Here is a 22,850-nt window from a genome sequence, read left to right on the forward strand (position 1 = left end):
TGACACCCATGATCCTTGTTACCGGCGCCTCCGGCACCGTCGGACGCCACGTCATGCAGCTGCTCCAGCAGAGCGGGCACCGTGCTCGCGCGATGGTCAGGGCCCGGCCCGGCCGGACGATGCCGCCGGGCGTCGATGTGGTGCAGGCCGACTTCGAAGACCTTGCCTCTTTACGTCGGGCGGTGGCCGACGTACGCGCCGTGTTCCTGCTGACCGCTCCGGACACACCTACGCCAGATCACGACATGGCATTGCTGGCGGTCGCCCGTGCGGCAGGGGTCAGCTCAGTGGTGAAGCTCTCCGCGATCGGCACCGGCGAACGATTCGGCACCGCAACCGTCGGCGCGTGGCACCACATGGCTGAGGACGCGGTCCGCGCCAGTGGCCTGACATGGACGATCTTGCGGCCGTCGAGCTTCGCCTCGAACTGCCTCTACTGGGCGGATGCCATCCGAGCCGGACAACCCGTACCCAATCTGACCGGCGACGGCGAACAGGGCGTCATCGATCCGCGTGACATCGCCGCGGTCGCGGTCGCCGCCCTCACCGATCCCGCCCATGCCGGCAAGACCTACACCCTCACCGGTCCGGAACTGCTCAGCCTGCCCGACCAGGCGAACCAACTCGCCGAGGCCATCGGTCGCCCCGTCGTCACCGTGGACGTCCCCCCAGCCAGCGCACCGCAGCAGCTACTGGCCTCAGGGATGCCCCCGGCAGCCGTTGAGGCCACCGTCATCGGGACCGCCTGGGCGCGCGCCGGGCACAACCGCATCCTCACCGATGACGTCGCGACGGTACTGGCACGCCCCCCTGCGGCCTTCCGGGACTGGGCACGGCGTCATCGGGAGGCCTTCACCGGAGCCCCGTGACGGCACCGACCACTACGAAGAGGCTGGGAGTTCAGGATCGGGCACCTCGCATCGCTTCCACCAGCGCCGTACGCATGGGTTCGTGGGCGAGCGGAGGCAGTTCCTCAGGCTGGAACCAGCGGATGTCATCGTGTTCTTCGGGGGCGGCGTTTGCCGGTGTTCCCTCCCACTCCTCGACAATCCAGGCGCTGAAGTGCACGGATTCCTCTCCTCGGCCTACCTGCAGCCGACACAGATGAATCGCCGAGTCTGGTTTTATCCGCACGCCCAGTTCCTCGTACGTCTCCCGGGCCAGCGCGGCCAATTCTGTCTCGCCCGGCTCTGTGTGTCCGCCGGCCAGTGACCACACATCCGGGTAGACATGGCGGTTCGGACTTCGGTGGACGAGCAGGACCCGGCCTTCGCGAACCAACGCCGCGCTGACGATCTGAATCATGGGCGGGAGTGTGGCATGACCCTCCGACAGAGACGTCCACGACAGCATCGATGAAGGTTCGTTCTCAGGATCAGGTTCCCGTGATCGGGCAGGGGCCTACGGACCCGACCGCACCTGCTGGCAGGCGGCCTCGGCGGCGTTGAAGAGCTCGCCGACCAACGGCTCGAGCGCGGTGAGGATCTCGTCGACCGGTTCCCCGGCGAGCAGCCGGCGCCGGACCTCGGCGTCCAGCACCCGGTCGACGGCCGAGGCGAACGCTGCCAGGAGGCGCTGCCGCAGCCCGTCGCTCAGCGGCGGCTCGCTCTCGGCCAGCGTGGCGGCGAGCAGGTCCTCGCGCTCGCGGCGCAGTTCCAGTTCCCTGCCGCGCAGGGCGGGGCTGTCAATCAGGGTCCGCTGGTATTCGACGCCGCGCCCGAGCAGGCCGGCATCGTGGTAGTCGGCGAGCAGCCTCCGGTAGCCGCGGGCCAGTGCCTGCCCGATCGACTCGTCGGCGCGGCGGTCACGGAGGGCCGCGCTGGGCGCCGTCACGTAGCTCTCGCGTTCCTGGAAGAAGAGGTCTTCCTTGGTGGGGAAGTGGTTGAAGACCGTCTGGACGGCCACGTCGGCTTCCTGAGCGACGTCGGCGATGGTGACCGCGTCGAAGCCACGGGCGAAGAACAGCCGCATCGCCGCGTCGCCGATCACCCCTCGGGTCTGCTGTTTCTTCCGCTCCCGCCGGCCAGTCACGCTCATGGACGCAAGCCTACGACCGTGGTGTGACCCTATTCATGCCACCTATCCAAAGTTGTAGTCGCTACACTCATGGTGCTACTACAAGATGGGAGCGCCATGACCCGCCACTGGTCCCTGCCCCGAATCCTCATCGCCGCAATCGCGGTCGAGACAGCGCTCGGGGCTCTCCTGTTCGACCTCGTCCTCGATGGCACGGCCGCCGAGCACATGGGCAACCCGGCCTGGCCACCGCATGCCAAGTTCCACGACGCCCAGTACATCGTCATGTCGCTGGGCCTCGGGGTGCTCACGCTCGCCCTGCTGGCCCGCCGTCGCGGAGACACCCGATCCCGGCTGCTGTGTGCCGCGGGCATCCTGGCCGTGCCATGGGCCGCCATGTTCCCCGCACTGCTGCTTCCCGGCACCGCCACCTACGATCCGCAATTCCGGGCCGGGACCCAGTTCATCCTCGGCCTGCACGGTCAGCTGTTCATGGCCGCAGTCACCCTGGCGATCCTCGCCGCCGCGACCTTCCTCGCCCTGCCTCACCGGCGGGCCGCCACGTGAGACTGTTCGTCTTCGGCGCGAGCGGCAGCACCGGCGCCGAACTGATCGCCCAGGCCCTCGACGCCGGCCATCGGGTCACCGCCCTCGCCCGCACCCCGGACTCGATCCCCCGCCGAGCCGGACTGACGGTCCTGCGCGGCAACGTGCTGGACCCCGACGGCTGGCGGACGTCACTGGCCGGGCACGACGCCGTGCTCTCCTGTCTCGGCAGCGCCGACCGACGCCCCACCACCGTCTACTCACAAGGCGTCACCGGCATCATCGCGGCGATGCACGACCACGCCGTACGCCGCCTGTCCTGCATCTCCTCCATCGGCCTCGGCGAATTCAACCTTGCGCCACTGAGCCGGCGGCTGCTGATGGGTTACCTGGTCCAACCCCTGTACCGGCACATGTTCGCCGACATGAAAGAGATGGAACACCTCGTCGCCGCGAGCGAACTGGACTGGACCATCGTCCGGCCGCCCAGGCTGACCAACGGTGCCCTCACCGGCCGGTACCGGACCGCCGTCAACGAGGATCTGCCGAACAGCCAGTCACTGGCCCGCGCAGATCTGGCGCACTACCTGCTCCATCACCTCGACGACCCGGCGGGCCGGCGGGCCATCGTCCACATCGCCAACTAGCGGCCGCGCCAGCCACTCGGGGACCCACTCGACCCGCTGCACAACGGTCTCCCGGCCGCGATGACTGCGGAGGACCGTCCCCGGTCACCACCGGCCCGCCGGAATCCTCATGGGCCGCAGTCTCGGCGGCAGGTTTCCGCAACGCAGGGGTGCAACCGGAGGGTGAGCCTGCTCGTACGCCGAGAGGTGATCGTGCCGGTGCCGACTATGATCGCCCGCCGCCAAGGTGGACGCTGAGCTGGGAGCCCAGTTCCTGGAAGCCGAGGGCCCGGGCCACCCGGCGGGAGGCTTGGGGCCGTGCCCGCCACTGCGGTAGCAGACCGGACCGCAGCGCCTGGTCGACGGCCGCGCCGGCGACGGCACGCGCGAGTCCTCGTCCGCGCTCGCCCGGGGCGGTCAGCACACTGAGGTGGGCGGCGTCGCCGGGCCACGCCCGATAGCCGGCGGCCGCGACGACCCGTGTCGCGGCACGGACCACGAAGACCGGTGAGGTGACGTCGGTGAGGCCGGCCTCGTCGGCGTCGTCGGCCGGCACGTCGGCGAGCAGGGTTTCCAGGTCGGCGTGGCTCGCCGGGACCGTCTCGACCGTGGCCGAGTCGGCCGGGCGGAAGTGGGCCGTGTCGCAGTAGGCCAGAGTGGCCGGTCCCAGCACGTCGTCGAGGGGCAGGATGCCTCGCAGGATCGCCGGCTCGGTCATGGCGGTCGTGGGCAGATCGTGGACGGCGCGCCGCAGGGTTTCAGCGGCCTCGCTGTCCGGGGCGGTGACGATCACAGCGTCCCCCAGCGCGACGATGCCCACCCAGCCCGGCGGGCACAGCAACGATCGCGGGGAGGCGACCACCTCGACCGCCGCGCCCCTGAAGGCGACCGGTTCCCCGGCCAGGCCCGCCCACAGCCGCCGCGCTCGCGGTAGGAGAAGGTCCTCGATCATGTCCGGATTATGCCGACGGGCTTGCCTGTACGACACCGAAAATCGACGGCCGCCGCCGATGCGTCCGGGTACTTTCCCGGCATGACGCAGCTGCTTCACATCACCGAACGGGCCTGCTGGGAGGCCGCCATCGAGACGGGCTGGTACCGCATGTCGACACGGGGCGTCTCGCTCGACGAGCAGGGCTTCATCCACTGTTCCCTGTCGCACCAGCTGCGGGCCGTCGCCGAGTACGTCTACGGCGACGGCGACGACCTGGTGGTGCTGGTCATCGACAGCGAACGCCTCGGCGTACCGGTCAGGTTCGAAGCCCCGGAGCCGGGCGCCGAGGAATACCCGCACATCTACGGTGCGGTGCCGGCCGGCGCGGTCAGCAAGGTCGTCCCGGTCGAGCGTGACACCGAGGGAAGGATGCTGCTGCCCGGGTAGCGCATCGGGGCCACCGAGATGCGGCTTTCCGCGGTCACCGGTGTCACCCGCGAGCAGCTGGACAGTGCTTTCCAGCGGGCACCGGCGGCAATCGGCTGCGGCGGACCAGCGGCCTCTGCTCTCCACACGGCACGGTCTGCAGGAGGGCGATCACAGGCGAGCCGCGATCGACACGGCCACCGCCGTCGACCGCGGCCCTGGAGGAAAGACGCACCCGCGTCCGTCAGAGTCAGGTAACGGTGGCGCCCCGGCAGGCCGACTGGCTGATGCGGATCCGAGCGGAGATGAACGGTTGACCCGTCCTACCGGCCCGACGCCGGAGTCGTACATATGATCTATTGTTGCTTTCTGTTCTGTATTCATCGAGGTCAGGACGATCGCCGTTGACTACCCCCGACAGCCGCCGGCTCAGGCCGGGCTTTATCGACGAGCTCGGGCACCTGCCCCCGGATTGCCTGGTCGACGACGACACGGTCAGGGCGATCCTCGGCGATCAAGGTGCACGCGCTCTGCACCGGGAACGTCAGTGGCAGACCGCGGCGGGCGTCATCGCCGCAGCGGACCTGCTGCGACAGCACCCGGACGCCAGGCCGGACACCGTCGTCCGGTACGCCCAGGAGGCGACGACCGGCACGCGGCGAATGGCCCGGAGGGCACAGACGAAGCAGGAACGCCGGCAGGCGGTAGCCGCAGCCAAGGAAGCGCTGGGCGATGCGGACCCGGTCGGCTGGGACAGGGTGATCGCCGCCCGGCCGGACGTGACCGGCATGGTCGACCGGCACCGTTGGTGTGGCCGGCTCCCCGCCACCATCGACCGGGCGACGGCGGTAGCGGTCGTCGTCGACGGTCCGGGGCGAATCGGACCGATCGTTCCCGGCCCGGACGAGCGGATGGACGTGAAGACGGTCGCGCGGTTGCTGGGCATCCCCCAGGCCGCGGTCACCGCGCTACGGGTGGCCGCCGGCAGGAAGGCGACCACTCACGACCTGGTCGACGAGTGGACCGTTCTGGCGAACACCGACCGGGTGCGATTCGACGCCACCGTCGCTCAGGCCCGTACCGATCTTCCGGAGTTGCGGCGTCAGGCCCGGCAGCGGCGAGCCGAGGCAGCCCAGGCCGGGCAGGCCCAGCGGGAACAGGCCCAGGCGGAGAAGGACCGGATCGCCGCGGTGCGAGCCCGGCTGGGTTTGCCGGCCGATGTCCGGTATCCGGCCGAGGTGGGCACGAGCGATGTCGCGATCGTCCTCGGCCTGTCCGAAGGGCAGGTCCGCACCGCTTTCCAGGCCGGCCGGCTGCCCGCCCAGCAGAAGACCGTCCGCACCGACTACGGGCGGCAGGACCGCTGGTACGTCGATGTCGACAAGCTGGCCGCCGTCGTGGCTGATCAGCCGGACTGGCTGGCCAAGGCACTGGCCCGGCGCGGTACCGCGGCGGCGGCGGCCGCGACCCGGGCCGCCGTGCAGCAGCAGAGCCGGGAAGCCGAACGTGCGGCCCTGGCCGCCGCGGCAGCGGCCGTTCGGATCAGGGCGCCGGTGCGTCGTACCACGCCGGAATCGGTGGTCGCACATCTCGGCCCGACCAACAGCGGTAAAACCCACGACGCTCTCGCGCTGCTCGCCGAACGGCGTTCCGGTGTGTACGTGGCCCCGCTCCGGATGCTCGTGCTCGAAGCGTACGAACGGCTTTGCGCCGTCCTCGGGCCGGAGACCGTCGGCTACGTCACCGGTGAGGGGTCGCAGAACCCGCACGCAGCCGTCGTGTGCTGCACGCCCGAGTGCGCGCCGCGGGCACCGATGGACACTCTCGTGATCGACGAGGTCCACTGGCTCGCGGATCCGGAACGGGGCTGGGCGTGGACCCGCCTTCTTGCCGGCGCCGACGTCACTCACCTGCGGTTGTGCGGCGCGCCCGAGGCGGAGCCGCTACTGCGGCAGATCTTCGCGGACCGGATCACCGTCACCCGTCATGCCCGGCTCGCTGCGCTGCGGTTCGCCGATGCGGTGACAATCCCGACCATTCCGTCACGGTCGTTGCTGGTGTCGTTCTCCCGCCGGTCGGTGTTGTCCCTGGCCCGGGAAGCCGCTGCGGGCTCCGGAATGCGGGTGTCCGCACTGTACGGGGCGATGCCGCCGGCCGCCCGCCGCGACGTGATCGCCAGGTTCATCGACGGGGACCTGGACGTCCTGTCGGTCACCGACGTCATCGGGCACGGCGTGAACCTGCCCGCCGACCACGTGATCTTCGCCGAGACCGAGAAGTTCGACGGCCTGCAACGCCGCGCCCTGCACGTGTGGGAGGTCGCGCAGATCGCCGGCCGGGCCGGCCGGTACGGCATGTCGGACACCGGCACCGTCCGCTGGCTGCGCACCGCCGCACTGACCGTCTCACCGCGGCTGGTGGCAGCCGGCACCCACGCCGCCGCAGGCCTCCGCCCATCCGATCTCACCGTGGCCAACGGGACACTGCGGCCGGTATTCGCCGACCTCGGCACCGACGACCCGGAACACCTGGTCCGCCACCTGACAGCGTGGACACACGCCGCCACGACCGAACTCGCCGCACATCCCTGGCTGCGGGTCCACCCGACCGGACCGGTCAACGCCCGCATCGGTGGGCTCGGGCAACACCGGCGCGCCGGCCTCGGCGCCGAGCGAACCTGGCAGATCGCGAACCTGCCCGTCGACAGCCCCGCCGCGATCGACACGTTCGCTGATGCGGTCGCGTTCGGCACCCGCATCCACCTGCCCGCCCTCGGCGAGGTGCAGACGCTGCGACTGGAAGACGCCGAGGCCACAGCACGATGGGCCCGCGAATGTCTCGTCTTCACCGAGGCGTTCGGAGACATCGGGGGTATCTCACACCGGCAGGCCGCCGACATCGAACACGCGGCCTCCGCACGGGTCACGGCCCTGCTCCCTCGCGCGGTCACCGAGAATCGGTACGGCAGATGCGCGAGCTGCGGCAAAGAGTGCCCGCCGTGGTTCGACAACTGCGACAACTGCCATCACTCGTACGATGGATGGGTTTGATCCGTCTGTCGCCGGCCTCGTGGTTCACGAAGGTCACGGACGGGCTTCGCTGAGGTGGTGCACACTGGTCGTTGCCTCAGCGATCACCCGTTGCCGGGTGACACGGTGGGCGCCAAATGGATGCGCTTGTCCCATTTTCGCTGGGACGGTCCATGGAAGGCGTCGGCTCGCGCTCGCGGATCTGTGGCGACGCACAGGATTGGCAGCGCCCCTCCTCGGCACTGCGCGCGACCACAACACCCAGCGCCGCCACAACGGCCCGCTCGACGATGCTGCCTGGGGTCGTCCTGCAGCCGCAGCCGTCGGTGAGGTGGTCCTCGCGCAGGATCACCCCCGCGTGCGCGGGGAGCAGTCCGAGCGCTGGGGCTCGTTGCTGTCCTGACAGGGATCACCCCCGCGCACGCGGGGGTGATCCGACGCATGACCGAGTCGGGGCTGGGCCAGATGCCTGCTCCCCGCGCACGCGGGGGTGATCCCGCGGTCGCGTCCACACTCCGCTTGTAGGCGCCCTGCTCCCCGCGCACGCGGGGTGATTCTCCGCGCGCCTCGGCCAGCATGTCCGAGACACTCTGCTCCCGTGCACGCGGGGTGATCCGCCCAGCTGCGCGGTCGCCGCTCGGCTGGTGGTCTGTTCCCCGCGTATGCAGGGATGATCCCAGCAGGTCCAGCCACGCCGCGCCGCAGACCGCGGTCGGTGACCGCGGGTTTCCTCTACCTGGCCACCGTTATCGACCTGCGCTCCCGCCGCTTCGTCGGCTGGGCGATCGCCGACCACATGCGGCATCGATGCACAGTGGCGGAAGCCGGCAGAGTCCAACAAGAACGGCGGGCGCCTCCCTTCTGGCTGATTGGCGCGCTGGGGAGGCGAATACGCCTCCCCAGGGCCTGAATCGTCAGTGCCCGCCTCATCGGCGGCGATCTTCAGGTTGGCTTCTTCTGCCGGACTCCGGAATTCTCACGTTCCGCGCACCATGCTTCGACCTCGGCGGCTAGCCAGATCTTGCCCTGACCGAGTTCGGCGACCGGGCGCGGAAAATCGGCCCGGTTCGTGAGCTGATACACCCGCTGACGGCTGAGCCAGCCCAGCCGTACCCGGATTTCATGACTGCCGACTAGCTTCAGCTTTCGAGTTCCCATGAACAAGAGAGTAGGCACTGGACAAGATTGCTAGCGACAAGGTCACCCGGATCGGGGTCTAGGCACGAGCGTCTGCGATGTCAAGCCCCCGATTAACCACATCCTTGAGGTGGATGCCCCCGAGCACCTGCTGTCCGTTGCTAATAGAACGATGTCACGCAGCCCAGAGGGCATATAGCGAGGCCTCGAAGATCGGCCAGGAATTGCGGTATGGGTATAAACGGGCGTACCGAGTCGACGGGGACGCCGTCATGGCCTTGGGCGCAAATTATGAAGCGGCGGCGACGGCTCACCGGGGGCCGTCGCCTATCGAGCCCTTCTCGCATTACGAGGTGAAGGGTGGGTAGCGACGGCGGTTCGAATGTGGGTTCGGCGAGCCAGCAGTGGTCGAATTCGCGTTGGTCCCAGCGCTATTGCAACCATCGCACTTGCCGCACCCTCGAGGATCGCTCAGGATATATCTGACATTAAGGACAATGCCACCGGTGCCGAGTCGATCAACCGCAGGATCGGGGCACTCGATCGAGTGACCTGGGCCAGGGCACGGATCGCGGTGGAGATCAACTGTCCACTGGCCCGCACGCGTTGGCCGTAGCCGGACGCGGTGGGCAGGTACGGAACAGATACCGCAGGTGAGCATGGGCGTAGCGGATCCGGTGCCGCTCACGCGGGAAGTCGAGCAAGACCTGAGTGATCAGCAGGCAGACCAGTTCGGCGTCGGACAACCGCTGCGGACGGCCTCGCCGCCGTCGGCCCTGCGGGATGAGGTGATCGTCAACGAAGACGTACGGTGCGGCGAGAAGGGTGTTGATGTCAGCAGTCACGAGCCGACAACGACACTCTTCCCTATTTCGATACGCCCGCACGCGTCCCGGCCGGACTTGGGACTCAGCCATCTAGATCGCCGTCAGATTGCCGGGCAGGATCCGGGCGGGCTTGGGCCGCAGTGCCGCGTCGCCGGCCGCGGGGCCTGTTCGGCTTCGGCGAGCGCCCGGTAGAGCGAGGCCGCCGACCGGCAGCCGTACGCCGGCGACAAGGCAGAGCCGGTGCGGCGCCCACCGGGAGCTTTTCTTCCGATTTGCACCCCGCGTGCCGATACACTCACGATCTGTGAGCGCCCGTTATGACCGAGCGTGCGAGCCGGCCGGCCCGTTATTCGATGCCCTCCCCGCGGACGGGGCCGCCGAGGACGCGGCGGGCTATGCGAGGTGGGCTCCGGTGCCGCCCGGCTGGACGAGCCGCGTCAGCGAGCAGTGGCGGCATTTGCTTCCCGCCGCCGTGGTACCGGAACAAGGATGGAAAATTCATGTGTCCGCGACCCACCAGAGCGCGGTCGCCGCGCTGCAGGCGGTGCACGAGTACTGTGCGCGCGAGGCGGTGGCGTTCAAGCACCTGTGTTCGCCGGCGGAGTCCCAGCGGTAGAGCGTACGGGCTCGTGCGATGAGCTGACGGATCGTGACGATCAAGGCTGCCAAGCAGAGGTGGAAGTCGATGATGGCGGCATTACGGTCGGTACAGCGGCGGATCTTGCCGAAGCCGTTCATCCGCGAGTTCGTCCGCTCGACCACCCAGCATTTGCCGACCTGGACCGGGGCGGGCACGCCCTTGCGGGCGATCCGCGCGTCGAAGCCGATCCCATCGTGGCCGCGATCCAGATGCGCGGTCGGTACGGGTGGTCTTGTACACGAGCTCCGGCGCCAGAACCGGCGCGCCGCTCACGCTCGGTAACGGGCGCGCAAGCCGGACGCGCGTTGTCTGCGGCTACCAGATGAGCGCGTGTCCTATCGAAGCCGAGGGCGCCAGGGGCTGGAGCCCCCTAAGACATCGTTATTCGGACGGAACTGTCGCGCATGCTGCTGTCCTGCCTGGAGTCCCGATTTCTGTATCATCCAGACCCGCCACACCTGCCGTGACAGGACCGTGAGGCGCGTGTGTGGGTGGATTCGAAGTCGTCAGGGAGAGCTGAGCAATGGACGAAGCCGGCAAGCACGAAGCCCGGTCCGGCGAGGCCCAGCTGACGATGCTTGTGGCTGCGCTCAACGCGCTGCCGATGGCTGAGTTCCTGGATGTCATGCGGCAGGTGCTGCCGGTGCAGGCCGCCAATAATGCCGACCCCGCCTTCCGCAACGACCTGATGATCGTCGAGGTTTCGACCGACCAGTACGACGGAGAGGTTGACGAACGCTTGGTGGCATGGCCAGATCGCGACCGCAATGGCGGTGGTCTCGGCGTCTATCAAGGGCTCTGGGAGGAGGGAACGTGTTCTGGTTGTCTCAGCACGGTGACCTCGAGCGCCAAACGAGCAATCTGTCCGCGGTGCGGCGCACCCTGCGGACTGACCTGATCGGGCAAACCGTATCCGGTCAGCGAAGCTGATGTGACAGCGATTCCCGAGGTTGTGATACGACAGGCGGGTAAGTTTGCTCTTGCTGGCATCAGCGGACTTGATCGACGAAGCCTAGTCGCCGGTTCATTGCGATGGCGGTCTGGTTACGGGGGTGATGGAAGGCCACCAGGCGTCGGTAACCCGCTGATCGAACGAATCGGATCGCCAGTAGTTTCAACGCAAGGGACAGGCCCTTGCCGCGGTGAGGAGCAAGCACTCCTGTCATCTCCGAGAACGCGAACTGTTGATCGGGGTGCAGGGAGGTGGCCGACATCGCGATCCAATCGGCGCCCTGGGTGGCGACTATGACACCGTTCGGGTTGAAGGTCGCTACATCGATGCGCTGGACCACGTACTCGTCGTATGTGTAGAACGGTCCTCGGTCGGGGATGTCTGCCGAGCAGGCCTTGTTCAGGCGGTAGAGCGCCCGGCGTTGCTCTGGCGCATCCCCGAGGGCGGCCATGGTCGTGAACCGTGTGCCTGCCAACTGAGCCTGTTGCAGGTAGGGCTCGAAGGTCGGATCGTCGAACCTGTCGATGTCCAGCTCGAGTTTCACCCACTCCACCATAGGAACGGACTCTACCGATGTGGCGCGCGGCTCCGGCGGACGCGTGCGCTCGACGTGCTTCTGGTTCAAACGGCCAGAATGACGTTCTGTTTGTAGGCATGCTGAAGGCCCGGCGCGGAGGGCTGGGTTCCTCTGATCGTCGACGCGATCATCGGCCGCTGGGGCCGTCAACCTTTGGCCGTCAGCAGGGTGCGGTCGAGAGTGACACCCAGCCAGGCACCCACCACCAGACCGAAGGCGATGGTGAAGAGCTGGATGCCGAAACGGACCGCGCGATTCTCCGCGGCGCCCTCGGCCCGGATCGACGGGGCGTATTTTGACCGAGGCTCGGTCCAGACCGCTGTCGTCTCCCGCGAGCGGGCCTGATCGGTTAGGGCCAGGGTGTTGCGCAGCCGCAAGCTGCCCAGTTCGACGCGTACCTCGGGGCCGCCGTTGTGCACGTGCGGGGCGTCCGGTAGGGCGACGGCGTTGTGCATCGGGACGAAGTCGGTGAACCAGAACCAGGCTGAGAAGGAATAGATGCCGAGCGGTGTCTGACCTCGGTGGGCTGAGGGAAGGACTCGAACTCGGTCTCCACCGGATCGAGCGTGTAGTCGAGGTCGACGGCAAGTTTCTGGGCCGGCTCGCCGGAGGCAAATTGCGGCAGCGGCCGCACGTCGGCGGCCGCAGCAAGGGCATCGAGACTGCCGAACTCGACCGAGATGGCCTGCTCGGCGATGCGTGACGGGCGGCTGTAGATGGTTGGGTCGATGGCGAGATCAAGCTCGATTTCCAGGCGTGCCCAGTGGTCCGGGAACGATACCCGGAGCAGACGGCCGTCGACGGCGGTCCGCGGAGTGACGGCCTCGCCGTGCCCTTGTTGGTTCACCTCCGCCGCATCGGCGGTCTGATCCTCCCACAAGGTAAGATCCACCGACTTCAGTTCCACCTCCGTGGGAAGCAGGAAGTAGGCGCCGCCTGTCGGCGACTCAGCTTCACCGCTCACCGTCTTCAGGTAGAGCGACAGCGATGCGCGGCTCGTCGGTGAGTCGAACCAGTAGGCGTAGAACGACGCCCCGATGTCCGACTGCACCTGGTTCGGCGAGGTGTCGGCGGTCAGCGCGACGCCGAACGAGGCCGGCGGCCTCGCGGGCGGCGGCTTGCGCTGGTCGGCGCGCAACAGCATCAGATAGCCACCACCGGCCAGTAGGAAGAAGCCGATGACCAGGGCGGTGGCCAGCGGGCGGTGCCGGCGCGCGGGCTCAGAAGGCGGCATCGATCACCTGCCCGAATGCAGCGTGCCGCCGTAGCGAAGCCTCGTCTGTGGGATCCGGGTCCGAGAACCTGTAGCTGGGATAGCTCAGTAGCAGTACCAGATCGCCACGCCGGATCACGAGACCCCAACTGCGCTGGAAGGCGGCCTCATCACCGAGGCCGGGAACCGCGACGAAGGACTCGGGGACGGCGTCCGGCGCGTAGTAGCGCCGGCCTTGGAAGAACATCAGGGTCAACGTTCTGGTCACCGGTGGTGCATCGCCGACCCGCACGTTGCCGACCTCGATCTCGCACGACTCGAAGTCGTCGTCTATGCCACCGTCCTTAAAGACCGCGGTCACCCCGGGCGAGGCGACCGGGATGTTCGCCGCAATGCGGCGGCAGATTGCGTCGGCGGGCAACTCTTCGAGGCGGCCGAAGTACGTGAGCAGGCCGAACGTGCCGCCGCAGAGCACGACCATTGCCAGGAAACCCCACGCTGAGAGTCTGATGTGGATATCGTCGACCCGTTGCGCGAAGGCCGGAACCCCCAGAAGGACTGCCTCGACCGGCTGTTCGACTTCTCCCCCGCAGTCGTCAGGTGATCAGTGAATAGATGCCGTACAACGCGACATCCCCGAGCAATACCAACCCGCCGGCAATCGCGAGCCGCCGAGACGACGTCCGCGGATCACGGGCCGCCATGCTCAACACCGCGAACACCACACCGACGAGGTTGATCGGCGCCGCGACGAATACCGGCACCCACGCGTCGCCGGCGTCCGCATCCGACGCCACGAGCGCTATACCGACCACCGGCACCACCGAGAAGAAGATCAACGCCAGGCCCACGTACCAGCGCATCTGTTCGGTCGGGTCGTCCAAGCTCACGATTCCTCCGGCGGCGACGGCAGTCGCTACACAGTGTCGATCGAAAACAATGCCCGGTTCGACACTGTCCGACTTGCGATAACCGACGGCAACCCCGCCCGGGTGGCAGCGACCAACCCGATGCTCGACCTGCCTCTCGGAATACCCTCGCCGAGGTCGATGCTCCTCGATGTCTTGGCGAAGGCTTCGCTGGCGGCATGGGATGCCGTGGTGTCGCACATGCCCACGAGTGTCCCGTGGAGGAGGACAGATGGCGGCGCTTCTGGTCTTGGGGCCGGGTATCGACTGGCCGACGTGCGGGGGCCTGTTCGACTGGACGTTGGACTTCCTGGTCGCCCGGATTTCCGACCCGGCGGCCATCGCACGGCTGCGGGAAGTTATAGACAACAGTCCCGGGTCGGTCGACCTCACCGAGTTCTCCCTCGCGGCGCGCGTCGAGGTGCGGGCCCAATTGCGCGACAATCTCGTCCCCTCCGGCGACGGCGCTGGGCGTTGCCCGCGCCGTTGACCCGCTGATCCGCTCCCCGTGAGCGGATCAGCGGTCAACGGGCCAGCCATCCCCCGTCGACCGGGAGGACGGCGCCGTGGACGTAGCGGGCGGCGTCCGAGGCGAGGAAGACGACCGCGCCCTTGAGGTCGTCCGGGGTGCCCCAGCGGCCGGCCGGGATGCGGTCCAGGATGCCGGGCGCGCGCGACGGATCGGCCCGGAGTTCGGCGGTGTTGTCGGTGGCCATGTAGCCGGGCGCGATCGCGTTGACGTTGACTCCCCGCCCGGCCCACTCGTTGGCGAGCGCCCTGGTCAGCCCGAGAATCGCGTGTTTCGACGCGGTGTAGGCCGGCACCCGGATGCCACCCTGGAAGGACAGCATCGACGCGATGTTGATGATCTTCCCGGATCCCTGGGCGAGCATCACCCGCCCGGCCGCCTGGCTGAGGTGGAACACCGCGTCCAGGTTGACGCCGAGCACGTCGTCCCAGTCGTCGGCGGTCACCTCGGCCGCCGGCGCCCGCCGGATGATCCCGGCGTTGTTGACCAGGATGTCCAACTGACCGAAGTCGGACACATAAGTCCGCAGGTCGGCGGTGCGGAGGTCCAGTGACGAGCTGTCCACGGCGACGACCGAGGCGCCGGCGGAGGTGAGGGCCTCCGCGCACGCCCGGCCGAGACCGCGGTTGCCGCCGGTGACGAGGGCGACCCGCCCGTCCAGCCGGAAGCTGTCCAGGACCATCAATGCCCCAGGTCGCGCAGCATCGGCACGGTCTTGGTCACCCAGGACAGGTCGGTGTCCTCGTGGGCGCCCTGGGTGCGCTGTGTCCCGGCGAGGAACCACAGGTAGTAGGTGGTGTAGCCGGGCGCGCTGACCACGGTGTGGTATCCCTCGGGCATCATGTGGACGCCGTGGTCGCGGACGGTGAAGTTCTCCTCGTACCCCTCGTCGGTGTACATGCGGCAGATCCCGAAGCCGCCCGCCGGGGCGACCCGGAAGTAGTACATCTCCTCGTGCGCGGCCTCCGCGGGCAGGTTGTCGTTCTTGTGCCGGTGCGGCGGGTAGGTGCTCCAGTTCCCGGACGGGGTGAAGGTCTCCCCCACGATGAGCCGCCGTGCGGGCAGGGTGGGCTGGGCGATCTCGGTGAGGATCTGGTGGTAGCCGCGCCCGAAGTTGGCCGCGCCCCACCGTCCGGAGGCGACCTGTCCGGGTTCGATGACGTACGGCGTGGTGGCCAGGTCGCTGGGCGCGCTGGGCAGGGCGATTTCGACCGGTGCAACCGCTTCGATGGTGACGTCGGTGCCGTACGGGATGTAGACGGAATGGGGTTTGCCGGAGAACACGTTGGCCCGGCCGCCGACGGCGGCGAACTTCTCCCCGCCGACGGTGAAGTGCGCGGTGCCGCCGAGGATGACGGCGAGGATCTCCCGGCTGCCCGAGTGCCCCGACCAGGTCTCACCCGCGCCCAGTTTGAGCAGCTGGAAGTCGAGCAGTGAGCACGGGTTGAACGGCAGCGAGTTCGCCCCGTTCTCGGCCGGGATGTAGCAGTGGTAGCGGTAGTCCATGAGAGAGGTGCTCCTTACCAGGGGTGGGTCCAGCCGGGACGGGTGGCGCGAGTGAGGGCTTCGAGGTAGAAGTAGTCGCCCCACAGGTTGCCCTCGTCGACGCCGACGTCCTTGGGTTTGTCGTAGACGCCGTGCAGCAGCAGCGCGTTGGAGTCGGGCCGGGTCAGGGTCGAGTAGCCGTCGATGAGCGACCGCAGGATGCGCCCGGCCTCGGCGCGGTAGCGGTCGGCGCGGTTCGGTACGGCGGCGGCGAGTTCGAGGAGCCCGTTGACCGCGATCGCGGCCGCGGAGCTGTCGCGTTCCTCGCCGGTGGCCGGGTCGCGGGCGAAGATCAGGTCCCAGTGGGCGACGCCGTCGGCGGGCAGGTGGGCGAGGAAGTAGTCGGCGCAGCGGACCGCCGCCGTCAGCAGGGTGGGGTCGCCGGTGTACTGGTGGTTGAGGGTGAAGCCGTAGATGCCCCACGCCTGCCCGCGCGCCCAGCAGGACTCGTCGGCGCTGCCCTGTTCGGTCTCGCCGCGCAGGGGTTCGCCGGTGGCCGGGTCCCAGTAGAAGGTGTGGTAGGTGGTGTCGTCCGGCCGCAGGATGTGATCGCGCAGCTGGGCGGTGTGCCGGCGGGCGGCGGCCGCGTAGCGCGGGTCGCCGGTGGTGCGGCTGGCCCAGAACAGCAGGGGTGTGTTCATCAGGCTGTCGACGATGGTGCGGCCCTGCTGGCGTGGATCGGCGAGGTCGCCCCAGGCCTGGATGATGCCGGCCGACGGCAGCACCCGGCTGAGCAGGTGGTCGGCGGCGGCCAGCGCGGCCCGCTTGGCCTCCGGGTCACGGCCGCGCCGCCAGGCGGTGACGCACGACAGCGTGTAGAGGAAGCCGAGGTCGTGGGTGTCGAGGTCGACGCCGCGGTCGATCCGGTCGGTGAAGCCGCGCACGTGGGCGGCCGCCGCCTTGCGGTAGGTGTCGTCGCCGGTCAGGTCGTGGGCGAGCCACAGCATGCCGGGCCAGAAGCTGGTGGTCCACCCGGTGTTCGCCGGCCGCGGCTGGTACCGGCCGTTCTCGGTGGTGTCACCCGGGTAGCGGTCGCCGAATGCGGCGAGGTTGGCGTCGATGGTGCGCAGGGCGGCGGTCACGGCAGTTCCGGTCTGGTCGGCGATCGCCGTCATGACTTCCTTCCGGTCGGTGGTTCATGCGGTCGGGGCTGCGGTGGTCAGGGCCGGGGCCAGCGTGTATCGGCTGTTGGCCCAGACCACGTACAGCAGCGGGCTGGCGGCGATACCGATGGCGAGCGCCGGGCGGGCGGCCAGCAGCGCCTCGAACACCGCCAGCACGGCGAGGGAGAACAGGCTCAGATACCAGCGGCGCACCGCGAGGTAGACGCCGGCGCGGGCGGCGTCGCGCAGCCGGACGGCTGGTCGTTCGGCGAGGACGACCAGCACGAGCAGGGTGGTGACGGCGATCAGCGTCATGGCGACGGCGATCAGCGGCAGCACGACCGCGCCGATCGGCCTTTCCCAGGCCCAGCGGGCGTCCACGCCGAGGACCAGCAGCGCGGCCGTGGCGACACCTCCGGCGGTCAGCGCGCGCCGAGCCGAGCCGCGCCAGGCCCGCCAGAACCCCAGGACCACACCATCGGGGTACGCCCTGAGCACGGTGAACGTGGCTACCAGCGCGGGGCCGCCGAGTGGCGCGAACAGCACCAGCAGCGGCCACGTCCGTCCGGGGTCGCTGGTCAGCAGCACCGTGAGCAGCGGCGAGCAGGCCACCGCGAGCAGCAGGTTCGTCGTCAGGGCGAGGTGGGCGCCGCGCAGGATCCGGGCGGCGGTCATCCTTTCAGCCCTGTGGTCGCGATGCCCTCGACGAAGTAGCGCTGCCCGGCCAGGAAGATCACCAGGATCGGCAGGACGGACAGCACCGAGCCCGTCATGATGAGCGCGTACTCGGCGTTGTACTGGTTGATGAACGACTTGAGGCCGAGCTGGATCGTCCACAGGTCGGGGCTGCGCAGGTAGAGCAGCGGCCCGAGGTAGTCGTTCCAGGTGGTGACGAGCGTGATGAGGGTGAGGCTGGCCAGCGCGGGAACCGAGAGCGGCAGCATGATCCGGCGGTAGATGCCGTACTCGCTCATGCCGTCGATGCGGGCCGCGTCGATCAGCTCGTCCGGGACGGTCTCGTAGAACTGTTTCATCAGGAACACGCCGAGCGCGCCGAACGCCTGGAGGGCCACGATCGCCCACAGGGTGTCGGTGAGCTGGAGTTTCGACATCATCACGAACTGCGGAACCATGTACGACTGCCAGGGCACGGCGAGGGTGCCGATGTAGGCGAGGAACAGCACGTCGCGGCCGGGGAAACGGACCTTGGCGAAGCCGTACGCCGCGAAGCTGCCGGTGAACACCTGGAGCAGGGTGACCACCGCGGACAGCAGGACGGTGTTGCCCAGCCACGTCGTCATGTCGGACTTGGACCAGATGTCGAGGTAGTTGCTCCACACCGGGTCGGTGGCGATCCACTGGACCGGGACGGTGAAGACGTCGTTGTTGCTCTTCAACGACGACATGACCATCCAGTAGAACGGCAGCAGCACCAGGACGGCGGCCACGCCGAGGGTGAGGTAGCCGAGGACCCGCCGGCCTCCGGACAGCCGCCGGACCGGCTGGAGCTCGTCGCCGGCGACCCGGGGCGGTGGGGTTTGCAGCAGGGTGGTCATCAGGCGCTCCGGCGTTTGTTGACGACGAACTGGACGACCGTCACCACGAAGCAGATGGCGAACAGCACGACCGAGACCGCGGACGCGTAGCCGAACTGGTTCTCCTCGAAGCCCTTCTGGAAGATGTACTGCGACAGCACCAGGGTGGACTGGCCGGGGCCGCCGTCGGTCATCACCAGGATCAGGTCGAGGACCTTGAAGCTCTCGATGGTGAGCAGCACGGTGATGAAGAAGGTGGTGTGCCGCAGCCCGGGCAGGGTGACCGCGCGGAACCGCTGCCAGGCGCTCGCGCCGTCGACGAGCGCCGCCTCGTACAGCTGGGCCGGGATCGTCTGCAATCCGGCGAGGAAGAGCAGCATGTAGTAGCCCATGTACCGCCAGGTGCCGACCACGATGACGGCCGGCATCGAAGCGTCCGCCGAGGTGGTCCAGCCGGGCGGATTGTCCACTCCGATCCACCGCAGCACCTCGTTGACCGGCCCGAACCCGGGGCTGAACAGCATGTTCCAGATCTGGGCGATGGCCACGATCGAGGTAATGTAGGGGAAGAACGCGACGGTCCGGAAGAAGGCCACCCCGCGCAGTTTGCGGTTGAGCAGCAGCGCCAGCCCGAGGGAGACGCCGAGGGTGAGCGGGATGTGGAAGGCCGCGTAGTAGAGGGTGTTGCGCAGCGCCGTCCAGAAGCTGGCGTCCCGGGCCAGCTGCCGGAAGTTCTCCAGCCCGGTCCAGGTGGCGCCGCCGAACACGTCCCATTCGGTGAACGCGTAGTAGAACAGCAGGCCCACCGGCACCATCGTGAGGATCACGAAGCCGGCGAAGTTCGGCAGCAGGAAGGACCAGCCCACCGCGGTGTTGCGCGCGACGACCCGGCCGCGCCGGCGGCGGGTATCGGCGATCGTCGTCATGTGTCGGCTCCCGTAGTCGGACCGTGGGCCCGGCACGCGTGCCGGGCCCACGGGAGGATCACTTGCTCAGGACCTCGTTCTTGGCCCGGTCCTGTGCCTCGGTGATGGCCGCGTCGATCGGCTTGCTGCCGGACAGCACGGCGGTGTGCAGGTCCTTGAGGATGTTCTGCAGCGGCGCCGTGTATTTGGAGACCGGGTTCTCCGGCTTGGTGTCGTGGGTGGTGAAGGTGAACTTCGACAGGTCGTCGGTGGGCGCGCCCTTGAGCGTGAAGATGGTGTCCGCGGCGGTGGCGGTGTCGGCGGGGGTGACGCCGATGCCGGCGAGCGCCTTGGCCGCGTCGGCCGACGCCGCGTAGGCCAGGAAGCTCTTGGCCGCCTCGATCTTGCTTTCGCTGATCTTCGGGTTGATGCCGAGGCCGGTCGGGTCGGCGAAGGTGACCGGGGTGGCCGCCGTGCCGGTGGTCGACTTCGTGGCCTGCGGGGCCGGGGCGATGCCCCACGCGAAGGTGTCGGCGTCGCCCTTGGCCTGCTGGCTGAGCAGGGTGGCGATGTACCAGGTGCCCATCGGCATCATGGCGGCCGACTGCTTACCGAACTGGGCCTGGTAGGTGAGGCTGTTGGTGGTGGCGTCGCCGAAGCTGACCTGCGCTCCGGCGGCCTGGAGGTCGAGGGCCTTCTCGTAGTAGGGCTTGAGGAACCCGAAGTCGCCGCTCTGCAGGTCGGCTCCGGCGGTCTGGCCCAGCGCGAAGCCCTGCGAGGTGGACTGCCAGGTGTGCTGGTAGGTGCCGAGCGCCTTGTCGCCGGCCGCCTTCAGCTTGGTGGTGAGTTCCTTGGCCACGGTCGCGTAGTCGTCCCACGTCCAGGAGCCGTCGGGGTGCTTGACGCCGGCCTTGTCGAACAGCGCCTTGTTGTAGAACAGCACCCACGAGTCCTGCCGGTACGGGATGGCCCACGTCTTGCCGTCGACCTGGTAGGAACTGAGCCCGCCGACGCCGGAGCCGAGCTTGCCGGCCACGTCGGACACGTCCAGCAGCTGCTTGCCGTTCTGGTAGGTGTAGAAGTTCTTCAGGTTCTTCTGCACGTAGATGTCGGGCGCCTTGCCGGCGGCCAGGTCCGCGATCATCTGCGTGTCGTAGTTGGCGGCGTCGTACTCCTTGAGCTCGACCGCGATGTCCGGGTGGGCGGCGCGGAAGCCGTCGGCGAGTGTCTTGAACTCCGGTGTCGTGGCCAGGCTCCACCCGGCCAGGGTGAGGGTGACCGGGCCGGACTCCTCGGCGTCGTCTCCGCTGCACGCGGAGGCGGAGAGGGCCAGCAGGAGCGCAGTGAGGGCGGCGAGGGAGCGCTTCAATTCCTACTCCTCTATGTCGATACGGGTGTGTGTGAGGACGGCGTCGGGCCAGACGGCCCGCACCTGTTTTCCGTGGATCTCGACGCGGCAGGTGGTCTCGTGCCGCTCGCCGCTGAGCTCGACCAGGACGGCGATCCAGGTGCCCGGTCCGGGGACCGGGAGGTCGAGCCACGGCACCCGGACCGGGTCACCGAGCGGCCCGGCGTCGTGGTGCTCGCTGATGCCGGCGATCGCGTCGTCGCCGGTCAGTGGGGTGAGCCGGGAGATCAGGGTGCCGCCGGTGACCGGCCAGCCGCCGATCCGCAGCCGCACGGCCGCGGGCTCCGCGTCGTCCACGCGGACGAGCCGGATCTCCCACGGCCCACGGACCAGGGAGAACGTCGTGATCCGGCCGGCCCGGCGCAGCTTGCCGGGGCGGCCGCCGCCGTGGTCACGGCCGGGCGGGTCCTGGTCCAGCCAGTGCGCCTCGGCCACCGACCCGGCAACCCCCAGACCCTCTTCGATCCGTACGCCGAGCGTGCGCATCCCGGTGCGGTGCGACCGGCGGCCGGCCGGGTCGGCCAGGACGACCGACTGGTCCTCCGGGTCGGTCCAGCCGCTCTCGTCGAGCACCGGGGCGGTCGCCGTCGAGTAGCCGAGCCGGGCGTACAGCGGTGAGTCGCCGCCGGGCACGCCCGGCTCACCGTGGTCGGTGCCGTGGTTGACGACGCGGACGATGCCGTCGGCGCGGGTGCCGGCGATCAGCCAGCCCGGGGCGCGGGCGGCGTGCAGGACGTCGCCGGTGTCGATCGGCAGCGGTTCCGCGGGCGCGGCCCACACCGGATGGTCGGCCGGGAGGGCGATGCCGAGCAGGCCTTTGCTCGCCCAGTAGGGCGAGCCGGGGCCGGAGTAGGACTGGGCGAGCCGGGGCCACGGCCGGTGCCAGCCGAGGGTGAGCAGGTCGCCGTCGCCGGTGAAGTGCCCGACGACGCGGCCGGCGGCGTGCCGCAGCCGCCCGGGGGCGTGGGACGGCACCCCGGCCAGGACTCCGGCCCAGAACGGGGCGGCGGCCGCGAACCGGTAGATCAGGCTGCGGCCCTGGAGCAGTGGGGAGCCGTCGCCGCCGGTCAGGGCCAGCGCGTCGGTGAGGAACCGGTCGAGACGGGCCACGTCCTGCGGGCGGGGGCCGTCGACGCCGGCCATCCGCGACCACAGCACCGGGTAGAGGTGCAGCGCCCAGCCGGTGTAGTGGTCGAACGCCCGCGACGAGCCGTCGGACAGCCAGCCGTCGGCGCGCCGGAACGTGTCGTGGGTGGCGAGGTCCTCCTCCATCTCGGCCGTCGAGTGCGGCCCGCCGACCGACCGCAGGAACGTCTGGACGACCAGGCGGAACCAGACCCAGTTGATGCGTGGATAGGTGCCGTCGCCGACCGCGGGTGACAGGTAGTCGACGATCCGCTCCTGGACGGCGCTGTCCAGCCGGTCCCAGATCCAGGGGCGGGTCATGTCGAGGATCAGGGCGATCGAGGCGGCCTCCACCTTGGCCTGCCCGTGTTCGTCCAGGCGGGCCCATCGCTCGGTGACCGGTGACGCCGGATCGGTCCCGGCGGCCAGGCCCTCGGCGTAGCGCTCGGCCAGGTCGCCGAGCCCGCGGCCGTTCTCCCCGGCCAGGCGGAACCCGGCCAGCAGGAAGGTGCGGGCGAAACCCTCCAGGCCGTCGATCGCGCGACCGTATCCGCCCTCGGCTCCGGGCAGGGTGATCAGCGCGTTCCGCGGCGAGGCGTGCCGGGAGGCGGCGGCGAGGAGGCGGTCGGCGAACCCGGTCCAGTCGGAACGGGTGTCGAGGGCAGCGGTCGAGGGTGGCACGTCACGCTCCGAAGTCGGTCGGACGGAACCTGTGATCGGTTTCCGGGAAGTAAAACGCTCATAAACGAGCATGTCAATGAGTTCTTCGCTCACCGATCGCCAAAAGTGATCGGACATGACCCTGACCTGCCCTTATCCGCAAGACGGCGACGCTCGTCGTCCACAGGGGGCGCGAGAACGGGCGCGGC

General features: G+C 69.0%; 25 protein-coding genes and 2 pseudogenes. 8 read left to right on the forward strand and 19 right to left on the reverse strand.

What is annotated here, in order from left to right; translation table 11 throughout:
- The first annotated feature begins 8 nt into the window (after positions 1-8).
- Complete coding sequence (locus BJ964_RS36410; RefSeq protein WP_188124890.1) at positions 9-869, forward strand: NAD(P)H-binding protein; 861 nt, start codon at positions 9-11, stop codon at positions 867-869.
- Between the two features lie 31 nt (positions 870-900).
- Here the strand turns inward: BJ964_RS36410 and BJ964_RS36415 are convergent, their stop codons facing one another.
- On the reverse strand, positions 901-1,305 hold the full coding sequence (locus BJ964_RS36415) for an NUDIX domain-containing protein (protein ID WP_188124891.1): 405 nt from the start codon (positions 1,303-1,305) through the stop codon (positions 901-903).
- Positions 1,306-1,401: 96 nt separating this feature from the next.
- A complete protein-coding gene (locus tag BJ964_RS47535; protein ID WP_189638221.1) occupies positions 1,402-2,037 on the reverse strand; it encodes a TetR/AcrR family transcriptional regulator in 636 nt (211 codons plus the stop codon).
- A gap of 96 nt (positions 2,038-2,133) precedes the next feature.
- Between BJ964_RS47535 and BJ964_RS36425 the strand changes: the two genes are divergently transcribed.
- Positions 2,134-2,583 (forward strand): DUF6640 family protein, encoded by a 450-nt coding sequence (locus tag BJ964_RS36425; protein WP_188124892.1) that lies wholly within the window; start codon positions 2,134-2,136, stop codon positions 2,581-2,583.
- Positions 2,580-3,209, forward strand: a complete 630-nt coding sequence (locus tag BJ964_RS36430) for an NAD(P)-dependent oxidoreductase (RefSeq protein WP_188124893.1) — start codon at positions 2,580-2,582, stop codon at positions 3,207-3,209. The genes BJ964_RS36425 and BJ964_RS36430 overlap by 4 nt, the downstream gene beginning before the upstream one ends.
- A 205-nt stretch (positions 3,210-3,414) precedes the next feature.
- Here BJ964_RS36430 and BJ964_RS36435 read toward each other — a convergent pair whose 3' ends face one another.
- Complete coding sequence (locus BJ964_RS36435) at positions 3,415-4,140, reverse strand: GNAT family N-acetyltransferase (RefSeq protein ID WP_188124894.1); 726 nt, start codon at positions 4,138-4,140, stop codon at positions 3,415-3,417.
- Between the two features lie 81 nt (positions 4,141-4,221).
- Between BJ964_RS36435 and BJ964_RS36440 the strand changes: the two genes are divergently transcribed.
- Entirely contained in the window at positions 4,222-4,569 is a 348-nt protein-coding gene (locus tag BJ964_RS36440; RefSeq protein WP_188124895.1) for a DUF952 domain-containing protein, read from the forward strand.
- A gap of 383 nt (positions 4,570-4,952) precedes the next feature.
- Positions 4,953-7,598, forward strand: coding sequence for a helicase-related protein (locus BJ964_RS36445; RefSeq protein WP_188124896.1), 2,646 nt, complete (start codon positions 4,953-4,955; stop codon positions 7,596-7,598).
- Between the two features lie 921 nt (positions 7,599-8,519).
- Here BJ964_RS36445 and BJ964_RS36450 read toward each other — a convergent pair.
- Positions 8,520-8,735 (reverse strand): helix-turn-helix transcriptional regulator, encoded by a 216-nt coding sequence (locus tag BJ964_RS36450; protein WP_188124897.1) that lies wholly within the window; start codon positions 8,733-8,735, stop codon positions 8,520-8,522.
- Between the two features lie 480 nt (positions 8,736-9,215).
- Positions 9,216-9,559, reverse strand: a pseudogene (locus tag BJ964_RS36455) (IS982 family transposase); the annotation flags it as partial.
- 394 nt (positions 9,560-9,953) lie between these two features.
- Between BJ964_RS36455 and BJ964_RS49715 the strand changes: the two are divergent.
- Positions 9,954-10,157: a class III lanthionine synthetase LanKC N-terminal domain-containing protein gene (locus BJ964_RS49715; protein WP_456049056.1), complete on the forward strand. Its 204-nt coding sequence runs from the start codon at positions 9,954-9,956 to the stop codon at positions 10,155-10,157.
- Here the strand turns inward: BJ964_RS49715 and BJ964_RS48610 are convergent.
- Positions 10,148-10,411: pseudogene (locus BJ964_RS48610) on the reverse strand (IS5/IS1182 family transposase); the annotation flags it as partial. The gene BJ964_RS49715 and the pseudogene BJ964_RS48610 overlap by 10 nt on opposite strands.
- Before the next feature lie 293 nt (positions 10,412-10,704).
- Between BJ964_RS48610 and BJ964_RS36460 the strand changes: the two are divergent.
- Positions 10,705-11,079 carry a hypothetical protein gene (locus BJ964_RS36460; RefSeq protein ID WP_188124899.1) on the forward strand — a complete coding sequence of 125 codons (375 nt, stop codon included), beginning with the start codon at positions 10,705-10,707 and terminating at the stop codon, positions 11,077-11,079.
- A 91-nt stretch (positions 11,080-11,170) separates the two neighbouring features.
- Here the strand turns inward: BJ964_RS36460 and BJ964_RS36465 are convergent, their stop codons facing one another.
- From BJ964_RS36465 to BJ964_RS36485, 5 genes are all read right to left on the reverse strand, one after another.
- Entirely contained in the window at positions 11,171-11,677 is a 507-nt protein-coding gene (locus tag BJ964_RS36465) for a GNAT family N-acetyltransferase (RefSeq protein WP_203832683.1), read from the reverse strand.
- Positions 11,678-11,856: 179 nt separating this feature from the next.
- A complete protein-coding gene (locus tag BJ964_RS36470) occupies positions 11,857-12,087 on the reverse strand; it encodes a hypothetical protein (RefSeq protein ID WP_188124900.1) in 231 nt (76 codons plus the stop codon).
- Entirely contained in the window at positions 12,060-12,944 is an 885-nt protein-coding gene (locus BJ964_RS36475) for a hypothetical protein (protein ID WP_188124901.1), read from the reverse strand. The genes BJ964_RS36470 and BJ964_RS36475 overlap by 28 nt, the downstream gene beginning before the upstream one ends.
- On the reverse strand, positions 12,931-13,404 hold the full coding sequence (locus BJ964_RS36480; RefSeq protein WP_188124902.1) for a hypothetical protein: 474 nt from the start codon (positions 13,402-13,404) through the stop codon (positions 12,931-12,933). Before BJ964_RS36480 ends, BJ964_RS36475 begins: the two co-directional genes overlap by 14 nt.
- 115 nt (positions 13,405-13,519) lie before the next feature.
- On the reverse strand, positions 13,520-13,813 hold the full coding sequence (locus BJ964_RS36485) for a hypothetical protein (RefSeq protein WP_188124903.1): 294 nt from the start codon (positions 13,811-13,813) through the stop codon (positions 13,520-13,522).
- A 250-nt stretch (positions 13,814-14,063) separates the two neighbouring features.
- Between BJ964_RS36485 and BJ964_RS36490 the strand changes: the two genes are divergently transcribed.
- Positions 14,064-14,321, forward strand: coding sequence for a hypothetical protein (locus BJ964_RS36490; RefSeq protein ID WP_188124904.1), 258 nt, complete (start codon positions 14,064-14,066; stop codon positions 14,319-14,321).
- A 34-nt stretch (positions 14,322-14,355) separates the two neighbouring features.
- Here BJ964_RS36490 and BJ964_RS36495 read toward each other — a convergent pair whose 3' ends face one another.
- From BJ964_RS36495 to BJ964_RS36530, 8 genes are read right to left on the reverse strand one after another with little or no spacing between them, the layout of a single operon-like run.
- Positions 14,356-15,042 carry an SDR family oxidoreductase gene (locus tag BJ964_RS36495; RefSeq protein ID WP_188124905.1) on the reverse strand — a complete coding sequence of 229 codons (687 nt, stop codon included), beginning with the start codon at positions 15,040-15,042 and terminating at the stop codon, positions 14,356-14,358.
- Positions 15,042-15,866: a 5-deoxy-glucuronate isomerase gene (gene iolB, locus BJ964_RS36500; RefSeq protein ID WP_188124906.1), complete on the reverse strand. Its 825-nt coding sequence runs from the start codon at positions 15,864-15,866 to the stop codon at positions 15,042-15,044. Before iolB ends, BJ964_RS36495 begins: the two co-directional genes overlap by 1 nt.
- A 14-nt stretch (positions 15,867-15,880) precedes the next feature.
- Entirely contained in the window at positions 15,881-17,020 is a 1,140-nt protein-coding gene (locus BJ964_RS36505) for a glycoside hydrolase family 88 protein (RefSeq protein ID WP_188124907.1), read from the reverse strand.
- Positions 17,021-17,041: 21 nt separating this feature from the next.
- Complete coding sequence (locus BJ964_RS36510; protein ID WP_188124908.1) at positions 17,042-17,683, reverse strand: ferredoxin-NADPH reductase; 642 nt, start codon at positions 17,681-17,683, stop codon at positions 17,042-17,044.
- Positions 17,680-18,564 carry a carbohydrate ABC transporter permease gene (locus BJ964_RS36515; protein WP_188124909.1) on the reverse strand — a complete coding sequence of 295 codons (885 nt, stop codon included), beginning with the start codon at positions 18,562-18,564 and terminating at the stop codon, positions 17,680-17,682. The genes BJ964_RS36510 and BJ964_RS36515 overlap by 4 nt, the downstream gene beginning before the upstream one ends.
- Complete coding sequence (locus BJ964_RS36520) at positions 18,564-19,469, reverse strand: carbohydrate ABC transporter permease (protein WP_188124910.1); 906 nt, start codon at positions 19,467-19,469, stop codon at positions 18,564-18,566. Before BJ964_RS36520 ends, BJ964_RS36515 begins: the two co-directional genes overlap by 1 nt.
- Before the next feature lie 58 nt (positions 19,470-19,527).
- The gene (locus tag BJ964_RS36525) at positions 19,528-20,817 is read right to left on the reverse strand and encodes an extracellular solute-binding protein (RefSeq protein ID WP_188124911.1); all 1,290 of its coding nucleotides are present in this window, start codon (positions 20,815-20,817) and stop codon (positions 19,528-19,530) included.
- A gap of 3 nt (positions 20,818-20,820) precedes the next feature.
- Positions 20,821-22,662, reverse strand: coding sequence for a DUF2264 domain-containing protein (locus BJ964_RS36530; protein WP_229806654.1), 1,842 nt, complete (start codon positions 22,660-22,662; stop codon positions 20,821-20,823).
- Positions 22,663-22,850: the final 188 nt, after the last annotated feature.

This window comes from Actinoplanes lobatus (assembly GCF_014205215.1).
Lineage (GTDB): Bacteria > Actinomycetota > Actinomycetes > Mycobacteriales > Micromonosporaceae > Actinoplanes > Actinoplanes lobatus.

What these genes read in the sequence shown, in the direction of transcription:
- BJ964_RS36510 (WP_188124908.1), bottom strand. Translation starts at nt 17,683, where the DNA reads ATGACCGCCGCCCGGATCCTGCGCGGCGCCCACCTCGCCCTGACGACG.
- BJ964_RS36505 (WP_188124907.1), bottom strand. Translation starts at nt 17,020, where the DNA reads ATGACGGCGATCGCCGACCAGACCGGAACTGCCGTGACCGCCGCCCTG.
- BJ964_RS36425 (WP_188124892.1), top strand. Translation starts at nt 2,134, where the DNA reads ATGACCCGCCACTGGTCCCTGCCCCGAATCCTCATCGCCGCAATCGCG.
- BJ964_RS36410 (WP_188124890.1), top strand. Translation starts at nt 9, where the DNA reads ATGATCCTTGTTACCGGCGCCTCCGGCACCGTCGGACGCCACGTCATG.
- iolB (WP_188124906.1), bottom strand. Translation starts at nt 15,866, where the DNA reads ATGGACTACCGCTACCACTGCTACATCCCGGCCGAGAACGGGGCGAAC.
- BJ964_RS36475 (WP_188124901.1), bottom strand. Translation starts at nt 12,944, where the DNA reads ATGCCGCCTTCTGAGCCCGCGCGCCGGCACCGCCCGCTGGCCACCGCC.
- BJ964_RS36460 (WP_188124899.1), top strand. Translation starts at nt 10,705, where the DNA reads ATGGACGAAGCCGGCAAGCACGAAGCCCGGTCCGGCGAGGCCCAGCTG.
- BJ964_RS36490 (WP_188124904.1), top strand. Translation starts at nt 14,064, where the DNA reads ATGGCGGCGCTTCTGGTCTTGGGGCCGGGTATCGACTGGCCGACGTGC.
- BJ964_RS47535 (WP_189638221.1), bottom strand. Translation starts at nt 2,037, where the DNA reads ATGAGCGTGACTGGCCGGCGGGAGCGGAAGAAACAGCAGACCCGAGGG.
- BJ964_RS36495 (WP_188124905.1), bottom strand. Translation starts at nt 15,042, where the DNA reads ATGGTCCTGGACAGCTTCCGGCTGGACGGGCGGGTCGCCCTCGTCACC.
- BJ964_RS36520 (WP_188124910.1), bottom strand. Translation starts at nt 19,469, where the DNA reads ATGACGACGATCGCCGATACCCGCCGCCGGCGCGGCCGGGTCGTCGCG.
- BJ964_RS36440 (WP_188124895.1), top strand. Translation starts at nt 4,222, where the DNA reads ATGACGCAGCTGCTTCACATCACCGAACGGGCCTGCTGGGAGGCCGCC.
- BJ964_RS36435 (WP_188124894.1), bottom strand. Translation starts at nt 4,140, where the DNA reads ATGATCGAGGACCTTCTCCTACCGCGAGCGCGGCGGCTGTGGGCGGGC.
- BJ964_RS36415 (WP_188124891.1), bottom strand. Translation starts at nt 1,305, where the DNA reads ATGATTCAGATCGTCAGCGCGGCGTTGGTTCGCGAAGGCCGGGTCCTG.
- BJ964_RS36515 (WP_188124909.1), bottom strand. Translation starts at nt 18,564, where the DNA reads ATGACCACCCTGCTGCAAACCCCACCGCCCCGGGTCGCCGGCGACGAG.
- BJ964_RS36480 (WP_188124902.1), bottom strand. Translation starts at nt 13,404, where the DNA reads ATGGTCGTGCTCTGCGGCGGCACGTTCGGCCTGCTCACGTACTTCGGC.
- BJ964_RS36450 (WP_188124897.1), bottom strand. Translation starts at nt 8,735, where the DNA reads ATGGGAACTCGAAAGCTGAAGCTAGTCGGCAGTCATGAAATCCGGGTA.